This window comes from Enterococcus sp. DIV2467a, assembly GCF_050532945.1.
Taxonomy (GTDB): Bacteria; Bacillota; Bacilli; order Lactobacillales; family Enterococcaceae; genus Enterococcus; species Enterococcus faecalis.
The window spans coordinates 34,851-48,817 of the sequence record NZ_CP172896.1 but is presented as its reverse complement, the minus strand read 5'-3'; the positions used below and the strand labels follow the sequence as shown (position 1 = coordinate 48,817).

Here is a 13,967-nt window from a genome sequence, read left to right as displayed (position 1 = left end):
CTGCCGACGTCTTCGGTTACTTTTTTCACCAAAGCCACTCATAGATGCATTTCGACAAAAGATGCTCGCTGTTCTCACCACCCACAGCGTCTCTGAAATCCATCTGATTGTCTACTTCTTCTATTCTTTGTGTTTTTATAACACTTTATTTAAATGATCTAATGCTTTTTCTTTGCCTAATAATTCGATGGTTTCGCCTAATTCAGGACCATGCATTTGTCCAGAAACAGCAATTCGAATTGGCATAAACAAGTTTTTGCCTTTAACGCCGGTTTCTTTTTGGACGGCTTTAATCGCTGCTTTAATACTTGGGACATCGAAAACGTCCAAGGCTTCTAATTGTTCTTTAAACGCATGTAACACAGTTGGCACTGTTTCTCCTTGCAAGAATTCTTTCGCAGCATCATCTAAAACTGGATGTTCATTAAAGAACAAGTTTGATAGTTCCACAATTTCAGCTGCATAACTCATTTGTGGTTGATACAAGCTAACTAATTGTTTTAACCATTCGATTTTTTCAGGAGATGGATTTTCTTCAACACGACCGTCAGCGACTAAATAAGGAATACACATATCTGTTAGTTCACCTAAGTCCATTTGTTTCATGTATTGATTGTTAATCCATTCTAATTTTTTCGCATCAAAGGCCGCTGGTGACTTGCTTAAGCGTTGTTCATCAAATAATTTAATCAAGTCTTCTTGTGAGAAGATTTCTTCTTCGCCAACAGGAGACCATCCTAGTAAAGCAATAAAGTTGAACATGGCTTCTGGTAAGTAACCTAATTCACGGTATTGTTCAATAAATTGTAAAATTGTTTCATCACGTTTGCTCAATTTTTTGCCAGTTTCTGAATTAATGATTAAGGTCATATGGCCAAAGACAGGTGGTGTCCATTCAAACGCTTCGTAAATCATTAATTGTTTTGGTGTGTTCGCAATGTGATCATCGCCACGTAAAACATGAGAAATTTTCATTAAGTGATCATCTACTGCAACGGCAAAGTTATACGTTGGCATCCCATCGCGTTTTTGGATGACAAAATCGCCACCAATGTTATCTGACTCAAAAGTAATTTCACCTTTCACGATGTCATCAAATTTGTATTCTGTATTACGTGGCACACGGAAACGAATCACTGGTTCTAGACCAGCCGCTTCTTTGGCTGCTTGTTCAGAAGGTGTTAAATTCGCACAAGTGCCTGCGTAGTGAGGCATTTCCCCACGAGCTTGTTGTGCTTCACGTTCTGCTTCTAATTCTTCTGGCGTACAATAACACTTATACGCACGATTGCTACTTAATAATTGATCAATCAATGGTTGGTAAATTTCTTTACGTTCTGATTGACGATATGGACCATATTCTCCCGGATGAGCAGGTGATTCATCCCATTCCATCCCTAACCATGCTAAGTTTTCCAACTGACTTTTCTCGCCGTCTTCGATGTTCCGTTTTTGGTCGGTATCCTCGATACGAATGATAAATTCTCCGTCATTGTGGCGGGCAAATAAGTAGTTAAATAATGCTGTTCTTGCATTCCCAATGTGCAAGTGTCCAGTTGGACTTGGTGCGTAACGCACACGAACTTTCGTCATGTTCATTCCTCTTTCCATTTTTTAAAAACAGACGGTTTAACGTCGTTTTCAGTTATTTTTCCAATAAAGCAACGGCAATTGCGCCGATTCCTTCTTTTTTACCAACAAAGCCCATCGTTTCCATGGTCGTTGCCTTAATGTTCACTTGTGTGACCGCTAAGTGGCAACTCGCGGCTAGATTCTTTTTCATCTCTGCCAAGTATGGGCTCATCTTTGGCTCTTCCGCTAAAATTGTACAATCAATATTGCCAATAGTAAAGCCCGACCGCCCAACTTTTTCATTTACTTTTGTTAATAAGTTTACAGAATTCGCATTTTTGAACTGCGGATCGGTTTCGGGAAACAGTTGCCCAATATCACCCAGACCAGCGGCACCAAGGATTGCATCAATAATTGCATGTGTTAAAACATCGGCATCTGAGTGACCTAACAGACCTTTTTCATAAGGAAGAGTAACCCCACCAATAATTAAAGGTCGTTGCGGAACTAATTGATGAACATCAAAACCTTGACCGATTCGAATCATACTAAGTCCTCACTTTGCTTAATTTTTATCGTTTTTAGGATGGTTATCCTTGCGATCATTAATCCCGCGACCCGCGTGCGCCGGTTTGGCAAAAATCATACGCCCAGCTGCGGTTTGTAAAGCACTTGTGACGACCACTTCGATTTGCTCATTCATGTAATGCTGGCCATCTTCTACCACAACCATTGTGCCATCATCTAAGTAAGCGACCCCTTGTTGACGCTCTGTTCCGGCTTTTACAACCATCACATTCATCGTTTCACCTGGAATCACCACTGGTTTCACAGCATTAGCTAAAGCATTAATGTTTAAAACAGGCACATTTTGAAATTCAGAGACTTTATTTAAGTTGTAGTCATTGGTCACAACCACGCCATCTAATAATTTTGCTAATTTGATTAATTTACTGTCTACTTCAGAAATATCCTCGAAATCTCCGTCATACATCTCAACGGAGATACCTTCTTCTTTTTGTAAAGCATTTAAAATATCTAAGCCACGACGACCTCTCACCCGTTTTAAACTGTCTCCAGAATCAGCAATGTATTGTAATTCATATAAAACAAAGTTAGGGATGAGCAAAACACCTTCTAAAAAGCCTGTTTTAGCGATATCGTAGATTCTGCCATCAATGATGACACTGGTGTCTAAAATTTTGTATTTATGGAAGTTGTCTTCCACTTTACGTTCCAACATTTGTCCTTCGGTGTCTTCCGTATTTGCTTTCTTTTGGCGAGGTGTAAAAACTTTTTTCCACTCCTCAATCCGTGTTGTTCCCATTCGGAAACCTAAGTAACCCAGAATAATCATAACTAGAATTGGCAGTAAACTATTCACGACAGGAATTTGTAAGTTGTACATTGGAATGGAGATAATGACGCCAATTGTTAAACCAATGATGGCACCAATACTTCCAAATAATAAATAGGTTAAACTCATTTCATTTAAAGCTGCTTCGATTTTTTTGACAGCGGAAACAATATACTTTGCTAACCCTAAAGATAAAATAAAGAAAATAATTGCACCGATTAATCCGTTCGTAAAGTTATTGTTTAACCAACTGTTATTGCCTTGCTTAGCCATTTCCCAAGCCATTGGGAAAAGAGAAATTCCTAAACTTGCACCAGCAATGATCATCAGCAACGTGATGATTCGTTTTTGCATATAGCCATCCTCCTCGTTTATTTAATAAAGACGTCTAGTGTTGTGGGGCGTACAAAAATCATACGCCACTAACAACCTAAACGGATTATTTCTACTTTTTTCATTATTTAAAAACTTTTCTTAACGTTTCACCAATTGTTGAAACGCCAATAATTTCAATCCCTTCAGGCGCTTCCCAGCCACCAAGGTTATTTTTAGGGACATAGACTTTTGTAAAGCCTAGTTTTTGCGCTTCACGCACTCGTTGTTCAATACTATTCACGCGGCGGATTTCACCAGTTAAACCAATCTCACCAATGAAACATTCTGAAGATGAGGTTCCTTTTTCTTTATAGCTAGAAGCAATACTGATTGCTAACGCTAAATCAATAGCTGGTTCATTAATTTTGACTCCACCAGCCGCTTTTAGATACGCATCCTGGTTTTGTAATAAAAGGCCTGCCCGTTTTTCTAAAACCGCCATGATTAAAGAAACGCGATTAAAGTCCAACCCGGTGGTCGTTCGCTTGGCATTGCCAAACATCGTTGGGGTAACTAACGCTTGGATTTCCACCAAAATGGGGCGTGAACCTTCCATTGCTACCACAATCGAAGATCCGGTGGCCCCTTCTAAACGTTCTTCTAAAAAGACCTGAGAAGGATTCATAACTTCAACCAATCCATGTGTCTGCATTTCAAAAATACCAATCTCATTCGTTGAGCCAAACCGATTTTTGACAGCCCGTAAGATTCTAAAGGTGTGATGCTTATCTCCTTCAAAATAAAGAACCGTGTCTACCATATGTTCCAACATCCGTGGCCCTGCGATAGACCCTTCCTTCGTTACGTGTCCGACAATAAAAATGGCAATCCCATTCGTTTTTGCCAGTTTCAATAATTCGGCAGTTGTTTCTCGGACTTGACTGACACTACCAGCAACGCTGGTAACATCTGGCTGCGTCATTGTTTGAATCGAGTCAATAATGACATAGTCTGGTTCTAATTTTTCAATGGCTCGTGATATTTCGTGCATATCTGTTTCTGCGTATAAGTAAAATGTCTCGTTGACGGTGCCTAGACGCTCCGCTCGTAATTTAATTTGCTCAGCACTTTCTTCACCAGAAACATATAAAACCGTGCCACCTGTGGCTGCTAATTGTTGCGATACTTGTAAGAGCAATGTTGACTTACCTATTCCGGGATCGCCACCGATTAAAACTAACGAACCTGGAACAACGCCACCACCTAAAACCCGATTCAGCTCCACTAATTCAGTTTTTACACGCGGCTCTTTTTTAGGTACGACTTCAGATAGCCGTTGTGGTTGTGTCTTTTTACCAGTCAAACTTACTCTAGCACGACGATCAGAAGTATCTTGAATAACCTCTTCCACCATCGAATTCCATTGTCCACAATTAGGACAGCGGCCGAGATATTTTGGAGACACATACCCACAGCTTTGACATTCAAATTGAACTTTTGCTTTTTTTGCCATGTAGAATCTCCTTATCTGTTGTTTATTTTAACATTTATTAAATGGTTTGAATAACGTTGCCTACTGAAAAAATGGGCTTTATTTTTGTCCAGACGAACCAAAACCGCCCGTTCTTTCTGCCTCGACTTGGTCATCATCCGCTAATAAAAACGGCTTAAAAATCCCTTGGCCAATTCGTTCACCTTTTTCAATGACAACATCTTCATATCCAAAGTTTAAAAATTGGAACATGATATGTCCTTCGTTATTCTCGTTATTATAATAATCACTGTCAATGACTCCGACACCATTCGCTAAAAGTAGGAATCGTTTTAGCGGGTTCGAAGAACGACTTACCAATTCTAAATATTCAGAATCAGGCATATACGCCTTAATTCCTGTTTTAACTAAAATTGGTTTGGGATTTTCTCCAGCTTGTTGTAACTTCCAAAGACTTGGTACAACGACCGTTTCGGCTGCTTGAAAATCATACCCCGCGGCACCTTTTGTTGCTCGTTGTGGGACACTCAAGCCCTCTTCTTGATACTTAGAAATAATCTCAAAACCACGTTGTTTCATATCCATTCTCCCCTACTGTCTAAACTACTCCTATTTTACCATAATCTCTGATACTCTGGTTGTTTTTAGTAAGTTTCTCATTTCTAAAAGCCCAGTTAATCTAGACTACGCAAAAAAGAGGAGAATTTTTGTTTATTTTCCTTCTTTTAGTCTATCATCTTCTCTTAAAATAAACAGACCAAATCCCAAAAAGTCCCAAGATTCCCTCAAAAAGTTCACACTTTCATTAAACTTTCTTTACTATTCATTATTTAGCACTTTCTAGTAGCCGCTGATTTTGTTATAATGAGTGTCAAATTTTACTGTAAAAAGAAACGAGGCACTTATGAGAAACAAACTCCAACAGGCCAAACGAATTGTGATCAAAGTCGGAACCAGTTCTCTGATTTATCCCAATGGCAATATTAACTTAAAAGCAATTGATCAATTAGCCTTTACTTTGAGTGATTTAAGCAACCAAGGCAAAGAAATTATTTTAGTTTCTTCTGGCGCAATTGGTGTCGGACTGAATAAATTAAATCTATCTGTGCGCCCAACGACAATTCCCGAACAACAGGCAGTCGCTGCAGTCGGCCAAGCAGAATTAATGAACATTTATAATCAGCGGTTTTCAACCTATAGCCAACAAATGGCACAAGTTTTATTAACTCGTGATGTTATTGAATATCCTGAAAGTCGCAATAATGTTACCAATACTTTTGAACAACTGTTAAAAATGAATATTATTCCTATCGTCAATGAAAATGATACTGTCGCAATTGAAGAATTGGATCACTTAACCAAGTTCGGGGATAACGATCAATTGTCTGCCATTGTCTGCCAAATTGTTCAAGCTGACTTGTTAGTTATGTTATCAGATATTGATGGTTTCTTTTCAGACAACCCTACTGTCAACAAAGAAGCCACGTTATTTTCTGAAATCAATGAAATTAATGAAGACTTGTTCCAATTAGCCGGTGGTAAGGGGAGCCGCTTTGGCACTGGTGGGATGTCTAGTAAATTAAAAGCTGCTGAACGTGTGTTAGCTAATCAACAGGCGATGATTTTAGCAAACGGAAAGCAGCCAAAAATCATTTTTGAAATTTTAGAAGGAAAAGATATCGGTACGTTATTTATTAAAGGAGGGCATGAAAGTGACTGATTTAAAGCAACTAGGGCAACAAGCTAAAGAAGCCTCTTATACGCTAGGCTTGATGGATACTCGTCAAAAAAATACTTTGTTAAACAAAATGGCCGCAGCCATTGAAGCCAATGCACCCCGCATTTTACAAGCAAACGCATTAGATTTAGAGCAAGCCGCTACCCACGGAATTTCTGAAACAATGCAAGACCGCTTACGTTTAACAGAAGAACGGATCACAGCGATGGCCGAGGGCATACGCCAAGTCGCTACTTTACCCGATCCAATTGGGGAAGTAGATAAAATGTGGCGCAATGAAGCGGGGCTGTTAATTGGGCAACAACGCGTGCCTTTAGGTGTTATTGGAATCATTTATGAATCGCGGCCAAACGTGACAACAGATGCCGCTAGCCTTTGTTTCAAATCAGGAAATGCTGTTATTCTTCGAGGCGGAAAAGAAGCGTTTCACTCCAATCAGATATTGGTGACAATTTTACAAGAAGCGCTAATACAACAAGCCGTTTCTCCCCATCTCATTCAATTTGTTGATGATACTTCTAGAGAAACAGCCCAACAACTTATGCGCTTAAATGACTACTTGGATGTCCTCATTCCGCGTGGCGGCGCCAACTTAATCAAAACTGTTTTGACAACAGCCACTGTTCCTGTTATTGAAACGGGCACGGGCAATTGTCATATTTACGTGGACAAAGACGCCCAGTTAACAATGGCAACTGAAATTATTGTCAATGCTAAATGTCAACGTCCTTCCGTCTGTAACGCCGCCGAAACGTTATTAATTCATCAAGAAGTGGCTGAAGCCTTTTTACCAACAATTGAAAAAGCCTTGAAGGAGTTTCACGTGGAACTTCGGGCAGATGAACGTGCGTCAGCAATTTTTGAAGAAGCCATTCCAGCGACTGAACAAGATTGGGAAACGGAATTTCTCGACTTTATCTTAGCAGTGAAAGTCGTTGATTCTTTAGACGAAGCCATCCAGCATATTAATCGCTACAATACAAAACATTCTGAAAGTATTATTAGTGATAATTACTTTGCCACACAACAATTTTTACAACAAGTGGATGCAGCCGCTGTTTATGCGAATGCTTCAACTCGTTTCACGGACGGTTTTGAATTTGGATTTGGCGCCGAAATCGGCATTAGTACGCAAAAATTACATGCCCGTGGACCTATGGGTCTAGCAGAGCTTACTTCGACAAAATATGTTATTTATGGAAATGGGCAAGCACGTTCTTAGAAAGAAAAACCCTTGATTTAAAGATCAAGGGTTTTTCTTTCTCTTCTCCAATGTGCATTTTTACACATGGAATTGTTCACAGTCCCACAATCTATTCTTGATATTTTTTTTGAATCCTCATTATACTTTCTACATATGCTTGTTTCACTTGGACTGGCTCTAAAATTGTCACTTCTTCACCAAAGCCCATAAAATAGTTGGCTAAAAATTGTGTTTCTGTTGGATGAATCTGTCCAACTAAAAAACACTGCGTGGGCGTTTCTTCCAACTGAATATTGTCAAAGCGATGTTTATAAAAAAATTCTTTGCCTTTTTCTGTAATGATTGCTTTAAATGGAATCGTACGTGCCGTCGTTTGTTGATGGCGATACGATTCTTTCAGTTCTTCAGTCGTAAAATCCAGTGTTTGGTTTAACTGCTGAATAGCCTCCATAAAATCACATCGGTAAGTACGCCAAGCCTTTTTAGTCACATCATAGCCTGAACAATACCAATATCCTTCTAAAATAGTTAACCGGGTTGGTAAGATTTTTTTCGTTGTTGCTTCATATCTGGTATAGTTAAACTGAATTACTTGTTGCGCCAAAATACAATGAAACAGCTGCTCTAAATTGCCTGGTGCTTCTACTTGTTCAATTCCTTCGTAGTAGACGACCTTACTCATTTGACTGATTTTAAATTGGGTTGGTTCATCTAAAGAATGCAATAATTTTTGCTTAATTTGCTGATAGGAATGACCAAACGGTGACTCTGCGACTAATTTCAGTAATTGTAACGAAAAAAAGATTGCTAACACTTCATTTTCGTTAAAATAAATCGGCGGCAACAACGGTTTGTTTAAAACTCGATAGCCACCATAACGACCATTCTCCACATATAGCGGCACGCCTAAATGTTCCAAAGCTTCAATATCCCGCAAAGCTGTGCTTTTAGAAATCCCAAAAGTTTTCATTAACTGATTTAAATTAAACTGAGGATGGGTTCTCAAGAAAAAAAGTTCCTGATTTAAACGTTCTGATTTTTTCATTTTTCCCTCCATCGGTGTCACTTTTTGACACCTTTTATTGTTATGCTTATCTTATCAACCTTAGGAGGTTCAAACAATGAAAAACACACAATTTGCCCTTTTTATGGTCTTAAGCGGACGAGCAACGGAAGCCTTGACGTTTTACCAAGAAGCCTTTGCTGGTGATATTCTTTTTAAAATTACTAATCAAGAATTTAAAGAGCGTTTAAATCCTTCTTTGACCATTCCCGCTGGCGAAGAACACTGGCTTTCTCACTCGATTTTACAAATGGACACTTTTCAATTACAACTAGCTGATAATCCTTTGTTTGCAGGAATGAATACCACGCCCACAGAACAATTGACCCTCAGCTTAACCGTCGACAGCCGTCACTCTGCCAAAACAATTTTTGAAAAACTCACGTGCCATCCCGAATCCTGTATTATCCAAGAACCAATTGAAAATGAATTTGCAACATTTTATGCGATTGTGAAAGATCCTTTTGGTTTAGTCACTCAAATTACTCAAGAAAAACAAGCAGATCCTACCAAGAAAGGAAGTTAGCCGAAGAATGCGAACCTATGAATCAAAAGAAGCCTTGATTGAGGCCATTCAAATAACTTCACAAAAATATTTAGCTGAATTTGCAGAAATTCCTGAAACACTTAAAGATCACCGAATTGAAACAGTAGCTAAAACACCTTCAGAGAACTTAGCCTATCAATTAGGCTGGCTCAACTTGCTGCTTTCTTGGGAAGAACAAGAACAACGTGGTCTGACCGTTCAAACGCCAGCTGAAGGTTATAAATGGAATCAACTGGGCGCTCTCTATCAATCATTTTATCAAACCTATGGACAAATGAGTTTAGAAAGTCAGCTGATTGCGTTGCAAGACATCTTAGAAAAATTACTTCATTGGATTGACTCGCTTTCCGAAGATGAATTATTTTTACCTCAACAACGGACTTGGGCGACCACCAAAGCACAATGGCCTCTTTGGAAATGGATTCACATTAATAGCGTTGCCCCTTTTACTAGTTTCCGAACGCAAATTCGCAAATGGAAAAAAGCTTGTCTTTAAAAAGTTATCCACATTTTTTCAAAAAAAGCTTGACAAGCATTTTTAAATTCTCCACAGAAAACTTTGTGGATGAAATTTCCTATTTTTTCCAAAAAACTTTTCCACAGTGCTTATTTGTTCGACATTAAATCTTTGTAAATTCTAGAAAAAAGAAGATGAAAACGTTGTTTTAATAACGTTTTCATCTTCTTTCAACTTTAGGGATTCCTTTACTTTTAGCAAGCAGGACTTCTGAACTTGCGTCTATTTTTTTTAGCAACTCGAAAACTTATCCTTGTGGATAAACCGAGATAAAAAAGCTTTTTTGTGGTTTTCAACAGAGTTATGCACAAAGTTATCCACAGGGTGTTTTCAGCAATTTTTCGGAGAATATTCGTTGTTTTAATCTGGTGATTTAGCATTTGAATGTCAATCCCTTACTCCTAATTCTTCTTCACTCCACCCTTAGGATCCTAATAAAATTTTAAAGTTTTTCTTCTATTGGTACATCAAATAAAGAGTATGATAAACTATAGGTACTTTCGAAAAATCAGGTGAGGTTATTTATGAAAAATAAAAGTAGGCAGTTTTTAAAAAACAACTGGCCTTATATGTTAGCCAGTTTCTTCATTCCATTTTTAATTATGGCAATTATCTATTTGAGTATTGGGATTTATCCAGGAAGTAGTCGCAGTGTTTTAGCCAGCGATGCCTTTTCTCAATTTTCAAATTTTCACGCAAGCTTTAACAATGTTCTTCATGGAAAACAAAGTCTTTTCTATACGTGGAATGCTTCTTTGGGACTAAACTACTTGTCCTTAATTTCCTATTATCTTGGTGGCTTATTTACGCCGCTCGTCTTTTTCTTTAACAATCAAAACATGCCTGATGCGCTCTATTTCCTAACGTTGTTGAAAATTGGGAGTGCCGGCTTGAGTTTTTGGTTCTTGGCAAAACAAACCTTTAAGATTCCTAAATGGTCCCATGTGACTTTAAGTGTGTCTTATGCGCTAATGTCCTTCATTGTGGCCCATTCAGAATTAATTATGTGGTTGGATGCCTTTATTTATCTGCCACTCGTAATTTTAGGAATTCATCGTTTAATGGACCAACGAAAACCGACATTATTGTTTGTCAGTTATTTCTTGCTTTTCATTACAAATTATTATTTTGGCTTTATGATTGGGTTGTTTTCCTTCCTGTACTATTTTGCACGAACGTTTACAAACTGGCAACGATATAAATCTCGAATCGTTGCGTATTTTACTACTTCTCTTTTAGCTGGTGGAGCATCCATGATTATGGTCTTACCTGCTGTCTTAGATTTACGAACCAATGGTGAAACTCTTTCTGAAATTACAACCTTTAAAACAGAAGCGACTGCCTTTTTAGATATTATTATGAAAAATATGATTGGCGTTTACGATACAACCAAATATGGGTCTATTCCTTTTATTTACATTGGGTTGTTGCCTTTGATTTTTTGTCTCTTCTATTTCGTTACGAAAGAAATTCCATTGAAAAACAAACTACTTTTTGGCAGTTTGTTTGTCCTATTGATTGCTAGCTTTTACATCACGCCCTTAAATTTATTCTGGCACGGTATGCATGCGCCGAACATGTTTCTTTTCCGCTATAGTTTCCTCTTTTCATTCCTAGTTATTTTGCTTGCTGGTTATGGTTGGGAAAAATTTGAAAAGGATGATCTCGGCGTCTTAAGCGGCTTGATTTTGATTCTTTTAGCAATTTTTGCTCTTGCAATGGGCACAAAAGGTGCTACTAGTTATACGTATGTGACTTTAACCTCTTTCGTATTAACGGCAACTTTTTTACTATTATACTTTTTCGGGATTGCTTTTTATCAATTGAAAAAAGCGCCTACGCCTATGCAATACTTAGTGATTTTACTATTGCTGCTCGTTTCTGGTGAAGCAATCATTAATACACGGGCGATGGTCACTGGTATTTTAGATGATTGGAACTACGCATCACGCAGCTTGTATTCTGAACCTTATCCTGACTTAAAAAATCTAGTCGATCAAACAAAAAAAGAAAATGATACCTTTTACCGCTTGGAAAATTTAAATGGTGTTTCGGCCAATGACGGCATTAACTATGGCTACAGTGGCATTAGCATGTTTTCTTCCGTGCGGAACCGACATTCTTCAACATACCTAAACGCCTTAGGTTTCCGCTCGCGAGGCACGAATTTAAATATTCGTTACCAAAATAATACCTTGTTAATGGATGCTTTGATGGGCATTAAATACAATATTGCTGAAAACAATCCAATGAAATTCGGCTTTGAGCGACAAGCAGCTGCTGGTAAATATCAGCTTTATCGTAACGAAAATGCTTTGCCATTAGGATTTTTAGCAGACAAAGAGATTTACAATGTCCGGCAACCTCTCAATGATAATTTAGGTAGTCAAACAAATTTACTAAATGCTTTAGCCAATACCAATGAACGGTATTTTACCTTTTATCAACCAACGATGACGCTTCAAAATAACGTGACAATTACGCAAAATACAGCTGGCGTAACTTTTACGGAGAAACAACATAACGTAGCCAAAGAGATTTCTTATACAGTCAATGTGCCCGCCAATACGCAAGCTTATTTGAGTTTATTCCCAACAGATTTTGCTCAATTGGAAAGTTCCACTGCGACGGTCACTGTGAACGGCTCGAGTCAGCAATCACAAATTGGCATTACTGGCCAATATTATAATTTAGGCTACTATCCAAAAGATACAACCGTTAACTTCAAAGTAAGTTTTTATGGAACCAAAGCAGTAAGTTTTGTTCAGCCACAAGTAGTTGGCTTAAATACCAATGCATTTGAAAAAGCCATTTCCGCCGTGCAAGAAAAAGGCGTTGATTTAACCACTGGCAAACGCTCTGCTTCAGGTACCTTTACCGCTGACAAAGATCAAGTACTCGTCACTACAATTCCTTATGACAAAGGTTGGCGTGTCAAAATTGATGGCAAAAAAGTTACCCCAAAAGCCTTTAAAGATGCCTTTCTAAGCGTTCCTGTCAGCGCTGGAACCCATACTATTCAGTTCTCTTATTTACCAGAAGGATTGATTCCTGGCATCGTGTTATTCGTTCTATGTACTGGTGGTTTCGTTGCCTACGTAACCTTGATTCCTGCTAGACGAAACCGTAAAAAAGAAGACAAATAAAAAATCTTTCACAAAAAACTAAGGGTTATTATTAAAATGACTCTTTATCAATAAGGTCTGATGAGTTGTGAAAAACAAAATCTGAGACAGAATGGGATTCATTCTGTCTCAGATTTTTTTGTTATAAATGATTTAGGCAGTTAAAATAGATATTCGTTTATTCTATGAAATATCTATGCTTTTTCAACTTTTTAATTTCAAATTGCTAATTTTATCCAACAAGACAAACATTAATTTGATTTTTTTATGTAATTCCTATGATTTCCATTTAAACTACTAATGACACTATATTAAATAAAAGCAACCATAATTTGCCAAAAAACAACAATTTAGTTGCTTTTACATCTTTGGTATTACTGTAAAATAGCAATAAAAAGATTATCACTTCAATAGAAGAAGTACTAATTGATAACGGTAATCTATCAATTGTTACTATTTCAGATATAAAAAGAACAAGAAGATTAACTACGCTTACTGATAATAGCAGATTTATAAATATATCTTGATTATAATTTTTTTTAAACCCAAAAATAAGTAAAACAATTTTCAAAATTATGAACGTAACAAAAAAGATACACAAATTAGCGATTATAACAATAACTATCATAAAAAAATTAAATTCTCCGTTTGAAATATTTAATAGTTTTGACGACTCTTCAATCATTTTTAATAGCTTATTATCTTTTTCTGTAAGAGTAAAAAATAAAAAAATATTTGAAACAAGGTACGGTATAAAAAATGCAAGTATCGACCAGTTCCACTTCTTCGTATTCAATTGGCTCACCTACCTCATCTAAGTTTATAGCAAAATAGTTATATTCTGATTCGTTATGTAAAACTAAAATAATTAAATGCACCTACTGCTTCCAATCGCATTCCTAGTGAGGCATTTTCTACCAAAATGGCTAATTATTTATAATCATTGTAAAACATCTTGATTAATTCTAATTTTGATTTAGTTAACCCTAGTCCATGAATTTGAATAAAACAGCTCGACATTTTTACATTACAGGCCA

11 protein-coding genes and 1 other annotated feature (1 of these 12 only partly in view) are annotated in these 13,967 nt (G+C 37.4%); of the genes, 5 read left to right on the top strand and 6 right to left on the bottom strand.

Annotation, left to right across the window (positions count from 1 at the left end; genetic code table 11):
- Positions 1-137 (bottom strand) — a binding site (T-box leader) (it extends 70 nt beyond the left edge of the window).
- From gltX to IGL80_RS00175, 5 genes are all read right to left on the bottom strand, one after another.
- Entirely contained in the window at positions 136-1,593 is a 1,458-nt protein-coding gene (gltX, locus tag IGL80_RS00195) for a glutamate--tRNA ligase (RefSeq protein ID WP_002381335.1), read from the bottom strand. Its footprint overlaps the feature before it by 2 nt.
- A 52-nt stretch (positions 1,594-1,645) precedes the next feature.
- Positions 1,646-2,119 carry a 2-C-methyl-D-erythritol 2,4-cyclodiphosphate synthase gene (gene ispF, locus IGL80_RS00190; protein ID WP_002359233.1) on the bottom strand — a complete coding sequence of 158 codons (474 nt, stop codon included), beginning with the start codon at positions 2,117-2,119 and terminating at the stop codon, positions 1,646-1,648.
- An 18-nt stretch (positions 2,120-2,137) separates the two neighbouring features.
- Complete coding sequence (locus IGL80_RS00185; protein WP_002368622.1) at positions 2,138-3,283, bottom strand: PIN/TRAM domain-containing protein; 1,146 nt, start codon at positions 3,281-3,283, stop codon at positions 2,138-2,140.
- 103 nt (positions 3,284-3,386) lie between these two features.
- On the bottom strand, positions 3,387-4,757 hold the full coding sequence (gene radA / locus IGL80_RS00180) for a DNA repair protein RadA (protein WP_002356050.1): 1,371 nt from the start codon (positions 4,755-4,757) through the stop codon (positions 3,387-3,389).
- 78 nt (positions 4,758-4,835) lie between these two features.
- Positions 4,836-5,321, bottom strand: a complete 486-nt coding sequence (locus IGL80_RS00175; RefSeq protein WP_002359232.1) for a dUTP diphosphatase — start codon at positions 5,319-5,321, stop codon at positions 4,836-4,838.
- Positions 5,322-5,640: 319 nt separating this feature from the next.
- Between IGL80_RS00175 and proB the strand changes: the two genes are divergently transcribed.
- Both proB and IGL80_RS00165 read left to right on the top strand, forming a co-directional pair.
- Positions 5,641-6,456 carry a glutamate 5-kinase gene (gene proB / locus IGL80_RS00170; protein WP_002389550.1) on the top strand — a complete coding sequence of 272 codons (816 nt, stop codon included), beginning with the start codon at positions 5,641-5,643 and terminating at the stop codon, positions 6,454-6,456.
- Positions 6,443-7,696, top strand: coding sequence for a glutamate-5-semialdehyde dehydrogenase (locus IGL80_RS00165; RefSeq protein ID WP_002404712.1), 1,254 nt, complete (start codon positions 6,443-6,445; stop codon positions 7,694-7,696). Before proB ends, IGL80_RS00165 begins: the two co-directional genes overlap by 14 nt.
- A gap of 91 nt (positions 7,697-7,787) precedes the next feature.
- On the opposite strand, the gene IGL80_RS00160 is transcribed toward IGL80_RS00165, so the two are convergent.
- On the bottom strand, positions 7,788-8,735 hold the full coding sequence (locus IGL80_RS00160; protein WP_002404711.1) for a helix-turn-helix transcriptional regulator: 948 nt from the start codon (positions 8,733-8,735) through the stop codon (positions 7,788-7,790).
- Positions 8,736-8,799: 64 nt separating this feature from the next.
- Between IGL80_RS00160 and IGL80_RS00155 the strand changes: the two genes are divergently transcribed.
- From IGL80_RS00155 to IGL80_RS00145, 3 genes are all read left to right on the top strand, one after another.
- Positions 8,800-9,267 carry a VOC family protein gene (locus IGL80_RS00155; RefSeq protein ID WP_002359228.1) on the top strand — a complete coding sequence of 156 codons (468 nt, stop codon included), beginning with the start codon at positions 8,800-8,802 and terminating at the stop codon, positions 9,265-9,267.
- Positions 9,268-9,274: 7 nt separating this feature from the next.
- A complete protein-coding gene (locus tag IGL80_RS00150) occupies positions 9,275-9,784 on the top strand; it encodes a ClbS/DfsB family four-helix bundle protein (RefSeq protein WP_085366590.1) in 510 nt (169 codons plus the stop codon).
- A gap of 545 nt (positions 9,785-10,329) precedes the next feature.
- A complete protein-coding gene (locus IGL80_RS00145; RefSeq protein ID WP_002359225.1) occupies positions 10,330-12,951 on the top strand; it encodes a YfhO family protein in 2,622 nt (873 codons plus the stop codon).
- Positions 12,952-13,967 lie beyond the last annotated feature (1,016 nt).

Bases quoted from the DNA above. Each gene is read 5' to 3' on its own strand.
- gltX (WP_002381335.1), bottom strand. From the start codon at position 1,593: ATGACGAAAGTTCGTGTGCGTTACGCACCAAGTCCAACTGGACACTTG.
- ispF (WP_002359233.1), bottom strand. From the start codon at position 2,119: ATGATTCGAATCGGTCAAGGTTTTGATGTTCATCAATTAGTTCCGCAA.
- IGL80_RS00185 (WP_002368622.1), bottom strand. From the start codon at position 3,283: ATGCAAAAACGAATCATCACGTTGCTGATGATCATTGCTGGTGCAAGT.
- radA (WP_002356050.1), bottom strand. From the start codon at position 4,757: ATGGCAAAAAAAGCAAAAGTTCAATTTGAATGTCAAAGCTGTGGGTAT.
- IGL80_RS00175 (WP_002359232.1), bottom strand. From the start codon at position 5,321: ATGGATATGAAACAACGTGGTTTTGAGATTATTTCTAAGTATCAAGAA.
- proB (WP_002389550.1), top strand. From the start codon at position 5,641: ATGAGAAACAAACTCCAACAGGCCAAACGAATTGTGATCAAAGTCGGA.
- IGL80_RS00165 (WP_002404712.1), top strand. From the start codon at position 6,443: ATGAAAGTGACTGATTTAAAGCAACTAGGGCAACAAGCTAAAGAAGCC.
- IGL80_RS00160 (WP_002404711.1), bottom strand. From the start codon at position 8,735: ATGGAGGGAAAAATGAAAAAATCAGAACGTTTAAATCAGGAACTTTTT.
- IGL80_RS00155 (WP_002359228.1), top strand. From the start codon at position 8,800: ATGAAAAACACACAATTTGCCCTTTTTATGGTCTTAAGCGGACGAGCA.
- IGL80_RS00150 (WP_085366590.1), top strand. From the start codon at position 9,275: ATGCGAACCTATGAATCAAAAGAAGCCTTGATTGAGGCCATTCAAATA.
- IGL80_RS00145 (WP_002359225.1), top strand. From the start codon at position 10,330: ATGAAAAATAAAAGTAGGCAGTTTTTAAAAAACAACTGGCCTTATATG.